General features: G+C 45.1%; 23 protein-coding genes. 5 read left to right on the top strand and 18 right to left on the bottom strand.

Annotated features, from left to right (window positions below; translation table 11 throughout):
• Nucleotides 1-5 precede the first annotated feature (5 nt).
• The 14 genes from trmD to EPL05_RS10810 all read right to left on the bottom strand — a co-directional run bounded on the left by trmD (nt 6) and on the right by EPL05_RS10810 (nt 10,568).
• Nucleotides 6-680 (bottom strand): tRNA (guanosine(37)-N1)-methyltransferase TrmD, encoded by a 675-nt coding sequence (gene trmD / locus EPL05_RS10875; RefSeq protein ID WP_128533990.1) that lies wholly within the window; start codon nt 678-680, stop codon nt 6-8.
• Between the two features lie 128 nt (nt 681-808).
• Nucleotides 809-1,183 carry a VOC family protein gene (locus tag EPL05_RS10870; protein ID WP_128533989.1) on the bottom strand — a complete coding sequence of 125 codons (375 nt, stop codon included), beginning with the start codon at nt 1,181-1,183 and terminating at the stop codon, nt 809-811.
• A gap of 60 nt (nt 1,184-1,243) precedes the next feature.
• Nucleotides 1,244-1,669, bottom strand: coding sequence for a VOC family protein (locus EPL05_RS10865; RefSeq protein WP_128533988.1), 426 nt, complete (start codon nt 1,667-1,669; stop codon nt 1,244-1,246).
• 65 nt (nt 1,670-1,734) lie between these two features.
• The gene (locus tag EPL05_RS10860) at nt 1,735-1,935 is read right to left on the bottom strand and encodes a helix-turn-helix transcriptional regulator (protein WP_128533987.1); all 201 of its coding nucleotides are present in this window, start codon (nt 1,933-1,935) and stop codon (nt 1,735-1,737) included.
• Nucleotides 1,932-2,375, bottom strand: a complete 444-nt coding sequence (locus EPL05_RS10855; protein WP_128533986.1) for a hypothetical protein — start codon at nt 2,373-2,375, stop codon at nt 1,932-1,934. Before EPL05_RS10855 ends, EPL05_RS10860 begins: the two co-directional genes overlap by 4 nt.
• Before the next feature lie 236 nt (nt 2,376-2,611).
• Entirely contained in the window at nt 2,612-4,186 is a 1,575-nt protein-coding gene (locus EPL05_RS10850; RefSeq protein ID WP_128533985.1) for a M28 family peptidase, read from the bottom strand.
• 28 nt (nt 4,187-4,214) lie between these two features.
• Nucleotides 4,215-4,649, bottom strand: a complete 435-nt coding sequence (gene rpiB / locus EPL05_RS10845) for a ribose 5-phosphate isomerase B (protein WP_128533984.1) — start codon at nt 4,647-4,649, stop codon at nt 4,215-4,217.
• Between the two features lie 208 nt (nt 4,650-4,857).
• Nucleotides 4,858-5,721: a twin-arginine translocase subunit TatC gene (gene tatC / locus EPL05_RS10840; protein WP_128533983.1), complete on the bottom strand. Its 864-nt coding sequence runs from the start codon at nt 5,719-5,721 to the stop codon at nt 4,858-4,860.
• Nucleotides 5,722-5,798: 77 nt separating this feature from the next.
• Nucleotides 5,799-7,133 carry an acetyl-CoA carboxylase biotin carboxylase subunit gene (gene accC / locus EPL05_RS10835; RefSeq protein WP_128533982.1) on the bottom strand — a complete coding sequence of 445 codons (1,335 nt, stop codon included), beginning with the start codon at nt 7,131-7,133 and terminating at the stop codon, nt 5,799-5,801.
• 113 nt (nt 7,134-7,246) lie between these two features.
• Nucleotides 7,247-7,711 (bottom strand): acetyl-CoA carboxylase biotin carboxyl carrier protein, encoded by a 465-nt coding sequence (gene accB / locus EPL05_RS10830; protein WP_128533981.1) that lies wholly within the window; start codon nt 7,709-7,711, stop codon nt 7,247-7,249.
• 172 nt (nt 7,712-7,883) lie between these two features.
• On the bottom strand, nt 7,884-8,879 hold the full coding sequence (locus EPL05_RS10825; protein ID WP_128533980.1) for a beta-ketoacyl-ACP synthase III: 996 nt from the start codon (nt 8,877-8,879) through the stop codon (nt 7,884-7,886).
• 6 nt (nt 8,880-8,885) lie between these two features.
• Entirely contained in the window at nt 8,886-9,824 is a 939-nt protein-coding gene (plsX, locus tag EPL05_RS10820) for a phosphate acyltransferase PlsX (protein ID WP_128533979.1), read from the bottom strand.
• A gap of 14 nt (nt 9,825-9,838) precedes the next feature.
• Nucleotides 9,839-10,030 (bottom strand): 50S ribosomal protein L32, encoded by a 192-nt coding sequence (gene rpmF, locus EPL05_RS10815; protein ID WP_128533978.1) that lies wholly within the window; start codon nt 10,028-10,030, stop codon nt 9,839-9,841.
• Between the two features lie 16 nt (nt 10,031-10,046).
• Complete coding sequence (locus EPL05_RS10810; RefSeq protein ID WP_128533977.1) at nt 10,047-10,568, bottom strand: YceD family protein; 522 nt, start codon at nt 10,566-10,568, stop codon at nt 10,047-10,049.
• Between the two features lie 267 nt (nt 10,569-10,835).
• On the opposite strand from EPL05_RS10810, the gene EPL05_RS10805 reads away from it, so the two are divergent.
• The gene (locus EPL05_RS10805; protein WP_128533976.1) at nt 10,836-11,117 is read left to right on the top strand and encodes a hypothetical protein; all 282 of its coding nucleotides are present in this window, start codon (nt 10,836-10,838) and stop codon (nt 11,115-11,117) included.
• 29 nt (nt 11,118-11,146) lie between these two features.
• Here the strand turns inward: EPL05_RS10805 and EPL05_RS10800 are convergent, their stop codons facing one another.
• Nucleotides 11,147-12,331, bottom strand: coding sequence for a DUF5009 domain-containing protein (locus EPL05_RS10800; protein WP_128533975.1), 1,185 nt, complete (start codon nt 12,329-12,331; stop codon nt 11,147-11,149).
• 80 nt (nt 12,332-12,411) lie between these two features.
• On the bottom strand, nt 12,412-13,467 hold the full coding sequence (pdxA, locus tag EPL05_RS10795; protein ID WP_128533974.1) for a 4-hydroxythreonine-4-phosphate dehydrogenase PdxA: 1,056 nt from the start codon (nt 13,465-13,467) through the stop codon (nt 12,412-12,414).
• Nucleotides 13,468-13,688: 221 nt separating this feature from the next.
• Here pdxA and rsmA point away from each other — a divergent pair, with 221 nt between their 5' ends.
• On the top strand, nt 13,689-14,471 hold the full coding sequence (rsmA, locus tag EPL05_RS10790) for a 16S rRNA (adenine(1518)-N(6)/adenine(1519)-N(6))-dimethyltransferase RsmA (RefSeq protein ID WP_128533973.1): 783 nt from the start codon (nt 13,689-13,691) through the stop codon (nt 14,469-14,471).
• Here the strand turns inward: rsmA and EPL05_RS10785 are convergent.
• Nucleotides 14,468-15,031 (bottom strand): hypothetical protein, encoded by a 564-nt coding sequence (locus tag EPL05_RS10785; protein WP_128533972.1) that lies wholly within the window; start codon nt 15,029-15,031, stop codon nt 14,468-14,470. The two genes, rsmA and EPL05_RS10785, sit on opposite strands and share 4 nt — an antisense overlap.
• Before the next feature lie 226 nt (nt 15,032-15,257).
• Between EPL05_RS10785 and EPL05_RS10780 the strand changes: the two genes are divergently transcribed.
• The 3 genes from EPL05_RS10780 to EPL05_RS10770 all read left to right on the top strand — a co-directional run bounded on the left by EPL05_RS10780 (nt 15,258) and on the right by EPL05_RS10770 (nt 17,398).
• Nucleotides 15,258-16,196, top strand: coding sequence for an NAD(P)-dependent oxidoreductase (locus EPL05_RS10780; protein WP_243837274.1), 939 nt, complete (start codon nt 15,258-15,260; stop codon nt 16,194-16,196).
• Nucleotides 16,197-16,444: 248 nt separating this feature from the next.
• Nucleotides 16,445-16,918 (top strand): transcription elongation factor GreA, encoded by a 474-nt coding sequence (gene greA, locus EPL05_RS10775; protein WP_128533970.1) that lies wholly within the window; start codon nt 16,445-16,447, stop codon nt 16,916-16,918.
• Nucleotides 16,919-16,987: 69 nt separating this feature from the next.
• Nucleotides 16,988-17,398 carry an HIT family protein gene (locus EPL05_RS10770; RefSeq protein WP_128533969.1) on the top strand — a complete coding sequence of 137 codons (411 nt, stop codon included), beginning with the start codon at nt 16,988-16,990 and terminating at the stop codon, nt 17,396-17,398.
• A gap of 111 nt (nt 17,399-17,509) precedes the next feature.
• On the opposite strand, the gene EPL05_RS10765 is transcribed toward EPL05_RS10770, so the two are convergent.
• On the bottom strand, nt 17,510-18,445 hold the full coding sequence (locus EPL05_RS10765) for a hydrogen peroxide-inducible genes activator (protein WP_128533968.1): 936 nt from the start codon (nt 18,443-18,445) through the stop codon (nt 17,510-17,512).
• Between the last annotated feature and the right edge of the window lie 143 nt (nt 18,446-18,588).

Genomic DNA, 18,588 nt, shown 5'->3' with positions numbered 1-18,588 from the left:
ATTCCTCATTCTAACAGATCCGGCCGGCGTTGTTTGGTACGTTCTATCGCCTGTTCAAAGCGCCATTGCTCTACTTTGGGGGTATCACCGCTTAAAAGGATATCCGGCACCTTGTGGCCATTCCAATCAGCCGGGCGGGTATAAACCGGCGCGTCCAGCAAGTCATTCTGGAAAGAATCTGACAGGGCGGAGGTTTCATCAGATAATACGCCCGGTATCAGCCTTACTACAGCATCTACCAGCACCGCGGCGGGCAGTTCTCCGCCGGAGAGCACATAGTCACCTATAGAAATTTCGCGGGTTACAAAGACATCGCGAATGCGCTGGTCGATGCCTTTATAGTGCCCACAAAGGATAATGATATTTCCTTTGATGGATAACTGGTTTGCTATTTTTTGGTTGAGCGTTTCGCCATCGGGCGACATGAAGATCACCTCATCGTACTCCCGCTCGCTTTTCAGTTTCTCAATACACGCCGCAAAGGGTGGTATCGTCATCACCATGCCGCTGCCGCCACCGTAAGGGTAGTCGTCTACGCTTTTTTGTTTGCCGGTAGAGTAATCGCGCAGGTTATGCACCACTATTTCGGCCACGCCTTTTTTTTGGGCACGCTGTAAAATAGAGTGGGCGAAGGGGCTTTCCAGCAAGCCGGGCAGTACGGAAATGATATCGAAACGCATAACACAAAGATAGTGATTTATGAATGTGCAGATTTGGGGATTTAAGAAGTGCGGATAGCCGATAGCAGCAAGACTTTTAGCACAGCGGCAAGATATAAATTCAGTACCTGTCTTGATTCCTAATTCTCTTACCCCCGATGCTGGTATATGCTCCAAAGGTTGCCGGCGGGGTCTTTAAAGGCGGCGGTTATCTCCGGAAAATCCTTGCCGATGGGTTGCACTATTATGCCTGCGTTAGCCTCAATTTTGGCAACTGTGGCCGCAGCATCATCTACCATAATGGAGACGATCAAGCCGCATCCGTCTGTAGGGTTTCGCCCGGTCACCCACATGCCGCTTACCTGGCCTACGCCATCATCAAACGATACCCCGCCATGGTTATCCCTGCGGATATGCCAGTTGAATACCGTTTCGAAGAACGCGGCCGACGCCGCAATGTCGGCTGCGGGCACTTCGATATAACAAATTTTGCCGTGCCCGAAAGTGGGTTTTTTACTTTCCATTATTTGCGTTTTTTTGCTGTTTTGATTGATTTCTAGGGCGATTTTTTGCATTAAACGTACTCAAATTTGAGCCTGTATCTGCCATTGATGGCCAAACGGATCAATGATGGTGGCCTGCCGGTAACCGTAATCATAATCCTCCACCGGCGATGAAATTGTAGCACCTGCTGCTTCGGCTTGCGCTACTACCGAATACACATCCTCTACAAACAGGCCGATTAAAACGGTAGTACCGCCTCTTGTATGCGGGCTTAAGCCTCCCGAGTGCCGCGCTTGCTCGTGCAGGTGAAACATGGCACCGCCAATGGCAAACTCCGAAACATGGATAGTGCCATCGTCGTTACCAAAACGACGAAGCTCCACTGCGCCAAACGCTTTTTCGTAAAAACTTACATCAGCCACCCCGTTGGGTATGTACAGCTGCGGGGCAAAAGATGGCAAAGGCAGCCGGCCTGCGCGAATGGAAATAGAATCTTGATTTTCCATGATACAATATTTTACAGTTCTAACTATATATTTCTGTTCCCGTTCAGTGGGTTAGAGGGCTCGCCTCAGTCCTCCTTTTCCAATTTAAATATTTCTTCAACAGGTTTGTTAAATACCCTTGCAATTTTTAGCGCCAATATGGTGGATGGCACATAGCGGTTACTTTCGATAGTGTTAATGGTTTGCCGCGATACACCTATCAGTTCGGCCAGTTCGGCTTGGGTGATATTTTTGATGGCGCGCTCTACGCGTATATTATTCGTCATGCCTGGCTCTCTTCTTTTTTTAGCAGGCGGTTAAGCTGCCAGATCTTCCAGCGGAAGCGTACTATAAAAAACGCGAGCGGAACCCACATGTTTAAAAAGAGGATGTGCACGCGGTCGTTAGAAATTATCAACGTTAAAATTAGCAAGCCGTAATTAACATATATGGCCCATTGCAGGGAATCGAGCCGGAGCTGCGAGATCTGCTCATCTTCAATATGCTCTTTAGAGAAGGCAACGAGGAATAACCCGATGGCCATAAACAGCGCCGTGGCTATAAAAAACAAATGGTCGGAAGTAAAAAAACCGGTGTCGCCAGCGGCGTGTCCCTCGTAATGTTCGCCAACCAGCATCTTTTTGATGAGCATGATGGGGATATGTACAAATACCAGCAGCCATCCCAGATACCGGCTCCAGTGTGGAAATAAATAGCGTGTTCTCATGGCCTGTAAAGCTTAGTTTACCAAATGTAAAGTATGTTTTACATTTTTGCAAATTTATTTTTTTATTAATTATTACGCAGGCGCGATGTCACGATCCTCAAGCCTGACAAGGAAAGGCCGCGAGACACTGCCTTTGGGAGGGTTGTGCAGTTAAGTAAACATCACGGTGACTGTTTGAGACGAAACAAGAAAAGCGCCCTTGCGAGGCGCTTTCTATAAAAGGATTATGCAAATGCTTAGCGGGTGCCGCCTGCAGGTTTCTTATCAACTACAGGGCGGGCATCGCGGTTAGCCAGTTCCCAGCCGGTGTAAAACGCCAGCTGCGCGCGTTTCGCCAACAGCGGGAAGTTAATTTTGCTTACTTCGTCACCAGGTTGGTGGTAATCGGCGTGTACGCCGTTGAAGTAGAATATAATTGGTACGCCGTAACGTGCAAAGTTGTAATGATCGCTGCGGTAGTAAAAACGGTTAGGGTCGTTAGGATCATCGTATTTGTAATCCAGTTTCATTTTGGTGTAGGTGTTGTTTGCATCCTCGCCAATTTTGTTCAGATCTGAACTTAACATGTTAGAACCGATCGAATACACGTAGTTAGCAGAATCGGGCTTGCCGATGTATTCTTCGCCAACACGACCGATCATATCAATGTTCAAATCGGCAATGGTATTAGCCAAAGGATAAACCGGATGGTCTGTATAGTACTCAGAACCTAATAATCCTTTTTCTTCGCCAACATTACCCAGGAACAAAACGCTGCGGCGCGGGCCTTTACCGTCCTTTTTTGCTTTAGTAAATGCCTGTGCAATTTCCAGCATACCGGTGGTACCGCTGCCATCGTCATCGGCACCGTTGTTTACTTTATCTTTAGCACCCGGGGTGGTTACCAAACCAATGTGGTCGTAGTGGGCGGAGAAGATCAAAACTTCATCTTTCAGTTTCGGGTCGCTGCCAGGCATAAAGCCTAATACATCAACAGCCTTTACATCTTTTTGCTCGGTAGCATAAGTTATAGTTGCTATAGATTTAACTACTTGCGTTTGTGATGCTGTAGCTGCTGTTGTTTTCAGGTCTGCGTAGGTTTTGCCGGTAGGTTTAACTACAGCATCTGCCAAGGTAGTGGTAACGTTAAACACCGGTGCGGTTGAATTTAATTTTGCGCCACCGTCTTTTTTAATAGCTAATCTGCCGCCGCGTATGCTGCTGCCAAAACGTTTCAATATTGGGCCAAGCTCGCTATTGACTGCAAAAATAGCCGCCGGGTTTTTTTCTTGCATGGCTTTTAATATGGCCTGGCGGCCGGCTGTCATCCTATAGCTGGTGTTTGCTGTTTTTCCCGCTTCCGGTTTGTCTTCATTTATCCACAGTACCACTTTACCGGTAATATCGGTTCCGGCTAATTCTGCTTCTGTGCCGTATCCAATAAAAACAATATCAGGAGAAACGATCCTCTTGTCAACAAACAAACCGTTAAGGAAAAAATCTTCGCCATTTGCGAATGCCTGCCCATTGATGTTGAAAGCGGTAACCTTTAGCGAAACCTCACTCAACGGTACATCGAAAAAGTACGAGCCATTTACGGGTGCTTGCAGCCCTAATTTTTTAAACTCGCCAGCTATGTAGTTGGCGGCTTTTTCGGCACCCGGTTTGCCGGTTTCGCGACCTTCAAACTCATCCGACGCTAAAATGCTCAGGTGCTTTTTGGCATCTTCGGCAGTAATTAACTTACCGTACTTAACGGCGGTGGCATTTTGCTGTGCACATGCACTCGCGCCTATAGCCAGGGCAGTTAATAAAAGTGATACTTTCTTCATCTATTCTAATTTATCTATGGTTAATATATTAGCAGCCAATTTTACCTACGCGCCTTGCGTGGCGGCCGCCTTCAAATTCTTCGTTTAAAAATCGTTCTATAATGGTTTTTGCCTCCTCTATGGTAACATGGCGGGCGGGGATGCACAATACGTTGGCATCATTGTGGGTGCGGGCGGGGATGGCAACCTCTTCCTTCCAGCAAATAGCAGCGCGGATATTCTGGTGTTTATTTGCCGTCATGGCTACGCCGTTGGCGCTACCGCAAAGCAGAATACCGAAATCGAAACCGCCGCCTTCTACGGCTGATGCTACAGCATGTGCAAAATCGGGGTAATCCGCAGATTCGGCAGAATCGGTGCCGAAATCTTTAAACTCAATATCATCAAACATGCCTAAAATGGCCTGCTTATAGTCGAAGCCGGCATGGTCTGCACCAATGGCAATTTTTAACCCTGTTTTCATTATTCAAATGTATAATTTTTATACAAGGGCTTACGTAAATTTTTTGATAGGAACGGAATGGGAATGTCGAAATTCGAACTTTCAATTTCGAGTTTGAAGGTTGAAGTAACTCTTAAGTGTTCAATTTTGGTGGCGGTTGCGACAAAAAAAGCCCACTCTTTTGAAAAGAGAGGGCTACGCTTTTAATCTTGCTACTTAGTGGAGAAGATTACAAATCCAATTCTGCCGCGCGTTTCAGTTTGCGTTTTTCTACCACGCCGGCTACTACAATACCTACCTCATATAAAACAAAGAGTGGGATACTAACAATGGTCATGGTCATCATATCGGGCGTTGGTGTAATAACGGCAGATATTACTAAAATGGCAACCACCGCATACCGCCGGCCGCTGCGCATAAATTTTGGCGTTAAAATACCGAGACTGGATAAAATGTACACCAATATTGGTAGCTGGAACACAATGCCGGTAGCCAGCGTAAGCGTTGCTACTGATGACAGGTACGAATCAATATCGAAGTAGTTCTCTATTTTATCGCTCACTGTAAAGCCCGATAAAAAGTTGATAGACTCGGGAGTAATTACGTAATAGCCAAAAAGGATGCCCAGCACAAAAAGGAAGGTAGCATAAAACACAAAGCCTGTTGCGGCTTTACGCTCTTTCTCGTGCAAAGCGGGCTTTATAAACAGCCATATTTCATATAACAAATAAGGGAATCCCAGCATCACGCCAATTAATAAACAAGAGTTTATTTGGAGGGTAAATTGCCCGGCCATCTCGGTATTAATAAGCTTAATATTTATTTTATCGATGCAAAAGCCCGATTTGCCAAGCGCGTCGCCAAGCTTGCAAAGCATCCGGTACGTCCAAAAATCGGGGCGGCTTGGGCCCAGGATAACGGTATCGAATATAAAATTGTAAAAATAAAATGCGCCAATTGTGAAAATAACGATGGCAATAGCCGCCCGGATGAGGTGCCAGCGCAGGGCCTCCAAATGGTCAAAAAATGACATTTCGGCCTCCATGGTCTGGCCTTTTTCTTTTATCGCCTTTATTAGTTTGTTATCGCTCATTATCTGTTTTAAATATCACTCCTTTAACGCTCAGGAATGCTATTTACGTTTTATGTAACCCTAAAAGTTTTTATTTATTAATATTCAAAGGTCTCCATAAACTTGGTAGTAAAATTACCGGCCCTAAAGTTGGGGTCTTTAAGTAATTTTAAATGGAATGGGATGGTGGTTTTGATGCCTTCTATAACAAACTCGCTTAGCGCGCGCTCCATGGTTGCTAATGCCTCATCGCGTGTTTGCGCCATGCATATAACTTTGGCTATCATCGAATCGTAATTAGGCGGAATAGTGTAGCCGCTGTACACATGCGTATCTACACGCACACCGTGGCCACCCGGCGAGTGGAAGTTGGTTATTTTCCCCGGCGACGGACGGAAGTTGTTGGCAGGGTCTTCGGCGTTAATGCGGCACTCAATAGCGCACATGGTTGGCTCGTAGTTTTTACCCGAGATTGGGATCCCCGCGGCTACTTTTATTTGTTCTTTTATCAGGTCGAAGTTAATCACCTCTTCGGTAACCGGGTGCTCTACCTGTATCCGGGTGTTCATTTCCATAAAGTAGAAGTTACGGTCCTTATCAACCAAAAATTCTACTGTACCTGCACCTTCATATTTTACAGCCTTTGCCCCTTTTATAGCAGCTTCGCCCATTTTTTTACGCAGCTTTTCTGTCATAAAAGGAGAGGGAGCTTCTTCCACCAGTTTCTGGTGGCGGCGCTGGATAGAGCAGTCGCGCTCAGATAAATGGCAAACTTTGCCGTACTGATCTCCTACTACCTGTATCTCAATGTGGCGGGGATCTTGTACATACTTTTCCAGGTACAGGCCATCGTTACCGAAGGCCGCGCCAGATTCGGCACGTGCGCTATCCCAGGCATTTTCAAACTCTTCGTCTTTCCAAACAATACGCATACCACGGCCACCACCACCGGCAGTTGCTTTTAGTATAACCGGGTAGCCAATTTTATTGGCTATTACGATGCCTGTTTTAATATCGGGAAGTAAGCCTTCGGAACCCGGAACAATGGGAACACCAGCTTTTTTCATGGTTTCTTTAGCCGAAGCTTTATCGCCCATCCTGTTGATCTGATCGGCAGTTGCGCCGATGAATTTGATGCCATATTCGGCACAAATAGCAGAGAACTTCGCATTTTCCGACAAGAAACCATAGCCCGGATGAATAGCATCGGCATTGGTTAATTCGGCAGCAGAAATTATATTGGGGATATTGAGGTAAGAATCGCGGCTGGCAGGGGGGCCAATACATACGGCCTCATCGGCAAAACGTACGTGGAGGCTATCCCTATCGGCAGTGGAATAAACCGCTATGGTTTTGATGCCCATTTCCTTACAGGTACGAATAATTCGCAGGGCAATCTCGCCACGGTTGGCTATTAATATTTTCTTAAACATGTCTTTTCGATTTGAAAATTTGAAAATATGGTAATTTGAAATGTGTAAACTAAATTTAACGCAATGACCTGAAAACCTTAATTTTCAAATCCTCAAATTAACAAATCTTCAAATTACTTAGGTTCAACCAAAAACAAAGGCTGGTCGTATTCTACAGGCGAAGCGTTATCAACCAATATTTTAACAATACGGCCCGATACTTCCGATTCTATTTCGTTAAAAAGCTTCATCGCCTCAATAATGCAAAGCACGCTGCCATTGCTTATCTCGTCGCCCACGTTTACAAACAGTGGTTTCTCCGGCGATGCCGAGCGGTAGAACGTACCTATCATCGGCGATTTTATGGTGATGTAGTTGCTTGTATCGGCTATAGCCGCAACCGGCTCAGGTGCTGGCGCTGCTGCAACCGGGGCAAGTGCCGCTGCAATTGGTGCCACAGGCAGCGAAGCATGATAAACTGCCGGCGCTACCTCGTTGGTTTTGATCGTGATCTTGAAATCCTTTTGTTCAATGGAAACTTCGTTTACACCCGATTTGGAAACAAAGCGTATAAGATCCTGAATTTGTTTAATATCCATGTTGGAGCTAATTGGTTTTGGATAAGTTTATAAGCTAAGGTATACCTTAATGTGCAGATGTGCAAATATGCAGATATGCAAATTAATGTTCCCTGTTGCTTTATTATTAGTTAAGTAACATTAATTATTGGGCAGATGTTTTGTTTTTTACACATGCAGATCATCTGCACATCTACGAGTTATAGGCCCATTTTAAATAGATAGATCCCCAGGTGAACCCGCCGCCAAAAGCAGCCAGTATCAGGTTATCGCCCTTTTTAAATTTGCTTTCCCACTCCCATAAGCAAAGTGGGATAGTACCATTGGTGGTATTACCGTAACGCTCTATATTGATGATCACCTTATCAGCGCTTATACCGGTACGGTTAGCGGTAGCGTCAATAATACGCTTGTTTGCCTGGTGCGGCACCAGCCACGCAATATCATCGGCAGTGAGGTTGTTGCGTTCCATTACTTCGGCGGCAACGTCGGCCATGTTAGTAACAGCAAACTTAAATACTGCCTGGCCTTCCTGGTATGCGTAGTGTTCTTTATTATCAACAGTTTCGTGCGATGCCGGGCGAACGGAGCCGCCGGCTTTTTGATAAAGGAGCTGCGCTCCCGAACCATCTGTCTTCAAAATAGAATCCATGATGCCCAAACCTTCATCATTAGGCTCAAGTAAGGCGCAACCGCAGCCATCGCCAAATATAATACAGGTAGCACGGTCTTCATAATTAATGATAGACGACATTTTATCGCCGCCCACAACTAACACTTTGGTATGCTTGCCACTCTCAATAAACTGTGCACCGGTAGCCAGCCCAAACAAAAAGCCCGAGCATGCTGCCTGAAGGTCATACCCCCATGCGTTCGTCGCGCCGATTTTATGAGCCAGTATGTTTGCGGTTGCAGGGAAGGTAAGATCTGGCGTTACGGTGCAAAAAATAATCAGGTCGATTTCCTCTGCGCTTATGCCGCGTTTTTTTAGCAGGCCCTCCACAGCCGGTACGGCCATTTCAGATGTGCCCATTCCTTCGCCTTTCAATATCCTGCGTTCCTTTATACCGGTACGGCTCATTATCCACTCGTCGTTGGTTTCCACCATCGTTTCCAGTTCGTGGTTGGTGAGGACATAATCGGGCACGTAACCATTTACTGCGGTAATAGCGGCATGGATCTTACTCATATTTTTTTACTGAAAAGCCTGTTTAATTTTATCGATGAGATTGGTCTCGATCATATTTTTTGATAAAAGCACCATGTTTTTGATGGCTTCGGGGCTGGAGATACCGTGGCCCACTACAACCGGCGCGTTTACCCCAAGGATAGGGCTGCCACCGTATTGCTCGTAATTAAAGCGGTCGAAAAACTCGTCTTTCAATCTTTTCTTTAAGGTAATAACATAGAATGATTCGGCCAGCTTCAGGATCACATTACCTGTGAAACCGTCGCAAACCACTACATCGTTGTTATCCTCAAAAAGGTCGCGCCCCTCTATATTGCCCACAAAGTTAAATAACTTCGAATCGCGCATTAAAGGGTAGGTGGCCTGGGCAAGTAAATTGCCTTTTTCTTCCTCCTCACCAATGTTCATCAGGGCGATGCGGGGATTGGGAATGTTGTAAACCGATTCGGCAAGCAAACTGCCCAATACGCCAAATTGTACAAGCATATCGGGTTTGCAATCGGCGTTGGCGCCTACATCCAAAATAATACCCAAACCGCCTTTAAGTTTGGGTACAATGGTGGTCATGGCCGGGCGTATAACACCGGGTATTGTTTTTACGCTAAACATAGCACCTACCAGCATGGCCCCGGTATTACCTGCCGACGAAAAAGCTTGTATGCTATTTTCTTTCAGCATTTTAAATCCCACAGCAATGCTGGAATCGGGCTTTTGTACGATGGCCTTAGTAGGGTGTTCGCCCATGGTGATAACTTCGGTTGTGTGTACAAACTCAAAGTTATCGGGGCTAAAATTATTTTCCTGAAGAATAGTAACCGCGATATCTCTATCGCCAATAAGAACCAGTTTTTGGCCGGCAGAGAGCGTTTTACACGCTTCTATCGCTCCTAAAACGGCTGCTTTGGGGGCGTAATCGCCGCCCATTATATCTAAGCCAATCTTCATTTCAGAAAATTAACTTATACTGCTACTGCTTTCTCAATAAGAATTTTACCGTTGAAGTAAACGTTACCATCAACAGTGTAGGCACGGTGTGGCAAATGCACAGCGCCAGTAGTTTGGCAAGTGGTTAAGGTTGGCGCTAACGCTTTATCGTGCGTACGGCGTTTATCTCTTCTCGATTTCGAAATTTTCCTTTTTGGATGTGGCATGATCCTGTTATTTAATTTACTTTAATTTTTTCAGAGCGTCCCATCTTGGGTCTATTTTCTCTGTTTGTTCTTCATTTACCGATAGCTTATTCAAGCTATCAAGCATTTCCTCGTCACACTGCTTTCCGTCGCCCTGATTGCTGCATAAAGCAACAAATGGCATGGCAACGGTAACATATTCATATATCAACCCGGCAATATCAATCTCGTGATCGTTCTTACCGAGTGTAATAATTTCATCATCCTCACCCATTTCCTCTTCGCTGAAACGGGCTATTTGTTGCTCCTCAATGTCTATCGGCTGCTGATATTCCGACAAGCATTTATCACAGGTGGCCGTAACCGTTCCGGTGATGTCAAAGTTAAGGATGAGCATCGTTTCCTCCTTATCCAGCTCAAGATTGCAATGCAGGCTGGCTTTTTTAACCAACGAGTACTCAAATTCGTTAAAAAAGCCCTCACCTATTTCATATTCAAAAAGGTGTTTACCCAGCTTTAAGCCGGTAAATGGGATTGCGTATGTCCTTAGCGATTTCAATGAGCAACAATTAGCCCGCAAATGTAGGTAAAATTCCTAAAACTGGAAACTGTTTTTTTTAAATAGAACTGAGGTTATAAACAATGGCATCTGGGAGACACAGAACGAGGAATTTAAACACAAAAAACAGGAGGGTAAAAGAGCGCAGAAAACAAAAAAAGGAGAGGACCGGCAGGTAAAAACTGGGGCTTTAGCCCTGCTCGTCTCTCATAACAGGAACAGCAGAGCAATGCATTTTTTACTTATTTTAGCTTCAAATTTTTAATAATGAAAAGAACCCTACTCTTTCTTTCTGTGATTTTTACGTTTGCGTCGTGCAGCGGCTGGAACCCCGAATACAAACAGACCGTAAAGGATACCATAACCAACCGGCTTAAGCTAAACTTGCCAGGTGCCGCAGGCACCAAGCAGCAAAAAGCCGAACTTTGCGATTGCATGGTAAAAGTGTTTGAAAAAACCTATCCTGGCGAACTACCCACCACCGGCATCCCAAAAGACACCCTTAGGAAAGCTTTTTACCATTGCTGCCCCTGGATTCAGAACCTTTAAGGCACCCTCTCTTTGCTTCGCACCTTCGCTTAAATTTTAAGCCGGATGTTTATCTTCTGCAGCAGCCCGCTCAGCCAAACAATTACCAGCGAAAACAGCAGCGACCGGATAAGCCCGCCCGTGCCCTGGTCAAAGTATTGGGGATAATTCAACTCCGACATTTGATAAAGCGGGTAAAACAAAAACGGCAGTAGGTAACAGGTGAATGTGTTAGTGCCCGCTGGTTCTATCACTTTAAACCAATGGTATTTTTTGCAGGTATCTACCACAAAAACAAATACCGCGTATACAATGAGGCTGATGCCGGTACATATAAGCACCCATGAAGGGGTGTCGCGCATTTTGGAGATGCCGCCGCTAAAGTATCTTACAATAAAGCCAAGGTTAAACATAATGATGGCGATCAAAAACATGGCCACCCAAAGCATTTTTAGCTCACCGTTTTGCGTAAGCCTAATGTACAGTACCGAAACAAAAATGCCGGCCATGGTGAAGGCCTGCATAGCTCCATTGCCAGATATCCATACGTATTTTTGCACTGGCGCTAAAAAATTAAGCAAGCCAAAGTGATAGTCGATGTTAAAAAACATGAAGAACAGCCAAGCCGCTACCTGCACCCATAACGCCCCGTTGGAATAATGATAAATAAAGGCGCAAATGAGGTACGCCCAGCCAATAAGGCCCAGGATACCCCACCAGGTTAAATGCAGCCAGGTGTGCCCGGGGTCTGAACTTTTGTATACAATACACACCAGTATAAGTAAAGCAATGCCAAAGCCCTGGCATAAATAGCGCTTAACAAGCGACGTGGTTTTGCTGTAATCGATAAAAATAAAAAAGAAGCTGAAAGTAGCCAGGCTATCCCAAACGGGGCGGGGCAAAATAGCGTTCAACTCGTCGTAGGTTTCCATATTGGCATGAAAAAAACCAATAAATATGAGCGCGAAGGAGCGCGTGATGATGCGCATGGGAATCTTGGCATCTTCCTTTTTTGAACGGTGCGCAAAAGCATAAGGTATTGCCAGGCCTACAATAAATAAAAACGCGGGAAATATCGTATCGGCTAATCCTAATCCATCGGCATCTACAGCTGCGTGTTTGAGCCATTCGGGCGTATTGGGCACGCCGTCGAGATCATTCACGAAGATCATCAGGAACATGGTAACCGCACGAAACGCATCAATTGACCTGATGCGGTTAATTAAATTACTCATTAAACAGGGAAATGTATTTTCAGAGATAAGTGTTTTAAGTAAACGGTGATTTATTCAAAACAGTATCGCTAAGCGGTGCTTTAGTCCCTGTCGCGGCTCAGTTTGCTAAATAAAAGTGGATTTTCATTTAGTTCGGCTGTCTCGCGGCGGTGCTTAATAACATGTGTGGCAGTGAACAAGGCTTCGCGGAAAGAGATCTCTGAAGCCATGTTTTTGCCGGCGATATCATACGCGGTGCCATGGTCTGGCGAGGTGCGTACAAAGCTCAGCCCGGCGGTATAATTAACCCCCGATTCGAACGCTATCTGTTTGAATGGGATAAGGCCCTGATCATGATACATGGCCAGCACGGCATCAAACTGCAGGTAGGTGCCGTTGGCAAAAAAGCCATCGGCAGAATAAGGCCCAAAAGCCAGAACATCATGCGCGCGGGCTTCTTCTATAGCCGGGATAATTACTTCTTTTTCTTCGGAGCCTATCAGCCCGTTATCGCTGGCGTGGGGGTTAAGCCCCAATACTGCAATTTTTGGTTTGCGGATCCAAAAATCATCTCGAAGGCTGCTGTGCATCAGCTTAAGTTTGGCAATAATTTTTTCGGTAGTGATGCTTTCAGAGATCTTTGATACCGGGATATGGCCGGTAACCACGCCAACGCGCAGGGTCTCGCTCACCAAAAACATCAACGATTCATCCGCGTTATCGCGCGATTGCAGGTACTCGGTATGGCCCGGAAAGTTAAAGTCTTCGCTCTGGATATTGTCTTTGTTAATGGGCGCCGTAACCAGGCCCTCTATCATGCCGCGCAGCAGGTCATCTGTGGCGCGTTGCAGAGAGAGGTAAGCGTACTTGCCGCCATCCGCTGTAACCGTACCCGGTTCTATACGCACATCTTCTTCCCAACAATTGACCATATTGGCGCGATTTGCCATTGCTTGCGATGCGTCGCTTATGACGTTAAAATTAAGCTCATTGATATGCGTAGCCCGGCGGTGGAAGGATGCTACCTTGGTATGCCCATAAACAATGGGGGTACAGTAATCGTATATTTTTGCATCGGCCAGGGTTTTGATGATTATCTCTAATCCAATACCGTTTACATCGCCAATACTTATGCCTATTTTAGGTTTATCGCTCATAGTTTTGTGATTACACCGATTATGTTTTCGATTCCATAATTATAGAGCTTCACTGATTTTATTTGTGAAGCTTTTTAAGGTAGAAAGGTTTAACCGGTTAATGTAATTGCTTTAAGCTTTGAGCCTTAAACTCCCTGCTTATGTGCAAATAAAAAGATTTTAAGTTTATAATTCCTTAATAAAGCGCAAATATGCCGTAATTTGCTTAATATACTTAGATAATGACATTAGTAAGAGCAAAAAAACATTTAGGCCAACACTTTCTTACTGATAAAAATATAGCGCAAAAAATTGTGGAGAGCCTGCGCCCTGCTGATCAATACAAACAGGTGCTGGAGGTTGGCCCGGGCATGGGCATCCTGTCGGATTTTTTGTTGCAGAAGCCCGAATACGAGGTTTTTTTGATAGATATCGATACAGAATCGTACACGTTCCTACAAAAGAAATACCCGGCGCTGGGCACGCATTTGATCAACGCAGATTTTTTGGAACTAGATTTTGCGGCCATTTTTCAACCGCAAATGGCGGTAATTGGCAATTTTCCTTACAATATATCCTCGCAGATCCTTTTTAAGATCCTGGATAACCGCAAGCAGGTGGTTGAAGTGGTTGGCATGTTCCAAAAGGAAGTAGCTGAGCGCTGCGCAAATAAACCGGGCAGTAAGGAATATGGCATCCTGAGTGTATTTCTGCAGGCTTACTATAAGGTAGAATACCTGTTCACGGTAAAAGCCGGCGTGTTCAATCCACCACCAAAGGTGCTATCGGCCGTTATCCGCCTTACCCGGAACGAAACAGCAGAGTTGGGCTGTGACGAAAAACTGTTTTGGCAGGTAGTAAAGGCCGGCTTTAACCAGCGCAGAAAAACATTGCGAAACGCCTTATCGTCCATCATTAACAAAGAAAAAATGACCGAAAATAAAACGCTCGACCTGAGAGCCGAGCGCTTGAGCGTAGAAGATTTTGTGAAACTGACGAATGAGATAACGGCGAATAAAGCTTAGTAAACTCTAATCTCCACCGGGCCAACAATCCCCTGCGTTTTCTTAACCGAATCGGCCATTCGTTTTACAAATAGGTAGTTTGCCGTGCCGCCAATTACAGCCCCCACTACAGGTATCAGTCGTTCGGCAGTGCGTACGCCAAAGGCAAGCAAAAGTTTTTCGGCAACGCTTTCCATTACGGTTTTGGTCATGGCTACGCCCGCTTCTATTTTAAATGAAGATGCCACCAGGCCCATAAACTCTTCGAAGGTGATCTTGTAATTGCCCCTGCTATAGTACATAATGGCCATTGTAACCCTAAATTGCTGGGTAATTAGGTTCACAAAATCTACCGGCATACCTACAACCATGGTGATAATACCGCCGCTGCCGGATATGGCACCAGACCCCGCAGCGAGGTAGGCGCATTGGTTAATGAATTTATCCAGTCCCATTTTATCCACCCCTTTTTTGATGTTGAACTGGTCAATATGGTCAAATATCTGCTTAAAGCCATCTTGCGATAGCTTTTCGGCGTACTGTTTTATATCTATGCGTGCTTGTTTAAATGGTAGTTTCATTTTTGGATGCGGCTTAAAGTACCCGCATATAAGTATATGCTATTTACGTGCCAGTTTTAAAAGGCGGAAGATGTGACAGGTAATGCTTTTGTCTGAACTTGAATTGAACGAATTTTTAGAATCGAAAGAATTTGTGTTGATTAGTTTAAATTCGTTAATTCCAAAAATTCGAGTTCAGACAAACTCTGGCGAAATTTGTAATTTTGCTCTTTATAAATTCAAAGCATTGAAAAACAACATCCTCATCGTTGACAATATCCACTCCATTTTTATTGAACGTGCCGAAGCTGCAGGTTACAGCTGCGATTACCAGCCTACCATCAAAACCGACGAGGCCATCGGTATATTAAACCAGTACGATGGTTTGGTTATCCGCTCCAAGTTCCAGGTAGATAAAGCGGTGATAGACCACGCACCACACCTGCGCTTCATTTGCCGCGCAGGGGCCGGGATGGATAATATAGATGAGGCTTACGCTATCAAACGCAACATCACCCTTATTAATGCGCCAGAGGGAAATTCAGACGCGGTTGGCGAACATGCTATCGGCTTATTGTTGTCGCTGATGAACAACATCAACATTGCCGATGCGCAGATCCGAGCGGGCAACTGGCAGCGCGAAGCAAACCGCGGCCACGAACTGAAAGGTAAAACCATTGGCATCATCGGCTATGGCCACATGGGGCAAAGCTTTGCACGCAAACTGTCGGGTTTCCAGGTTGGCGTGTTGGCTTATGACAAATACAAAACCGGCTTCAGCGATAAATACGCCCGGGAGGTAAGCATGGAGGAAATTGTAAAGCACGCCGATGTACTGAGCCTCCACATTCCGCTCACCCGCGAAACCAATGGCATAGTAGATGATGAGTTTTTGTTTCACTTTAAGAAGCCTATCTTTCTAATTAATACTGCCCGTGGTAATGTTGTAAAAACAAGCGCCGTTTTAAACGCCATCAAACAAAATAAAATAATAGGTGCCGGGCTGGATGTACTGGAAGTTGAAAAATTCCCGGCGCTTGGAGAGCAAGCCTGGTTTGATGAGTTGCGCCAATCGGGCAAGGTTATTCTGAGCCCCCATGTAGCCGGTTGGACATTTGACAGCTACCGAAAAATAAGTGAGGTAATGGCGGAGAAGCTTTCGGCTTTGCCGGTGGGTAGTGAATAGAAAGTGGTGAGTGGTTTCTTATCAGTGATTAAAAAAAATCATTTTCAATCGGCAACCCCTCAAAACAAAAATTTGGATATTAAAACTTAATTACCTTATCTTCGTTTTACACTAAACAAGACTATGCAGGCAAAGCCGACGTAGTCTTGTTTGTTTTTAAGGCCATCACGCTCTTCTATTTTGCTATAAATAGTGGGGCGGTTTTTTTTGGCGCACAACGTAAATAAAATTTCATTAATTACTGTACTATGGCAGATGTTTCTTACTACACCAAAGAAGGTTTAGAAAAATTAAAAGAAGAATTACAACGGTTAAAAACTACCGGCAGGTCTGATATATCAAAACAAATTGCGGAGGCACGCGATAAGGGCGACCTATCTGAAAACGCGGAATATGATGCTGCCAAAGAGGCGCAGGGCTTACACGAAGCCAAGATATCCCAGATGTCTGAAACGCTGGCAAATGCCCGTTTACTGGATGAGTCTAAACTGGATGTAACTAAAGTGCTGGCATTATCTATCGTAAAAATAAAGAACCTGAAGAACGGCGCTACCATGAGTTACCAGCTGGTATCTGAAAGCGAAGCAGATATGAAAACCGGTAAAATATCAGTAGCATCGCCTATTGCTAAAGGCCTTTTAGGCAAAAAAGTAGGCGAAACCATTGAGATAACCGTACCAGCCGGTAAAATTGAATTTGAGATACTGGAAGTATCCCGTTAGCTTTGAGCTGTGAGTTTTGAGTGCGCGCTGGCCATTCAAAACTCATAACTTTACACCTACAACTACAAAATGACTATCTTTTCAAAAATAATAGCAGGCGAGATCCCGGCCCATAAGGTTGCCGAAACCGATGATTTCCTGGCATTTTTAGATGTTAGTCCCTTGGCAGAGGGGCATGTGCTGGTGATCCCTAAAAAAGAAGTAGATTATATTTTCGACCTGGATGATATCACTTACAACGAGCTACATATCTTCACCAAAATTGTAGCTATTGGTGTAAAGAAAGCCATCCCCTGCAAAAAGGTTGGAGTAGCGGTTATCGGGCTGGAAGTGCCTCACGCGCACATCCACTTAATACCTATGAACCGTGTGGATGATATGAATTTTGCCCGCCCTAAACTATCCCCAAGCCAAGAAGAACTGGCGGCAACAGCAGAGAAAATAAGGGAAGCGCTAAAGGTAGTTACGAGCGAAGAGTAAGCCTCTTCCATTGTCGTCCTGAGCGATAGCGAAGGACCTATGTCAACATGCTTGTCGGCCTGCAAAGTGTCGAATAGATGCTTCGTTCCTCAGCATGACAAGGCGGCAATATTAAATATCCATTATTTCCTTCTTCTTTTTACTGCGAAGCCGTTTCGGCACAAAATTCAAAATTTCGTTTTTCAAAGCTTCTATCATGCGGCGCTTCAAAAAATTGCGGTGCATTACAATGCTTACTTCGCGGGCCGGCTCTGGGCTTTTAAAATAGCGGACTTTATCCAACTGTTTTTCGTTCAAATCGGCCAGGGCCAGTTCGGGTAAAATAGTGGCGCCGTTGTTCATATCTACCATGCGTTTCAACGTTTCTACGCTGCCCGTATTGTATTCAAAATGCTGATAGCCTTTGGTGGCCTTGCGGCGCTGGCAAATGTTTAGCACCTGCTCCCGCATGCAGTGCCCCTCGTTTAGTACCCACATTTCTTCCATGTCAATATCATCCGGAACGATGTTCTTCTTTTTAGATAACTTGCTGTTTTTTGACACATAGGCCACAAAATTCTCGTAAAACACAGGCACCTCGGTAAGACTGCTTTCATGCAGCGGCGTGGATAGTATGCCGCAATCCAGCGTGCCCATTTTTAATTGCTGAATAATTTGTTCGGTTGTTTGCTCCCAAACGATCAGCTTCACCCCCGGGTACTTCTCCACAAAACCTTGTATGATCTTCGGCAGTATATATGGCGCAACGGTAGGAATAATGCCCACCCTCAACTCGCCGGAAAGCTCCTTTTGCCTGTCGCTGATGATCTCTTTTATTTTTTCGCTCTCGGCAAGCAGCACCCGCGCCTGGGCGATGATCTCACTGCCAATCTCTGTTGGGATAACGGGTTGTTTGCTCCTGTCGAATAGCTTTACACCCAAGGTATCTTCCAGTTTTTGTACCTGCATACTCAGCGTGGGCTGGGTTACAAAACATTTATCTGCCGCACCAACAAAGCTTCGGTAGGTATCAACGGCTATAATATATTCCAGTTGGGTAATGGTCATACTCTTGATAGATATAAACTATGCGAATATAAAAAATATTGTTTTATTCTATGGCGGTAAAAAGATTGGAATGGCAGGTATGAGATAAAAAGCTATTAACAAAAACGCCGGCATTGCGCCGGCGTTTACTATCTTACTTGGGA

Source organism: Mucilaginibacter gilvus, assembly GCF_004054195.1.
GTDB lineage: Bacteria > Bacteroidota > Bacteroidia > Sphingobacteriales > Sphingobacteriaceae > Mucilaginibacter > Mucilaginibacter gilvus.
This window is presented reverse-complemented; position numbering and strand designations above follow the sequence as displayed.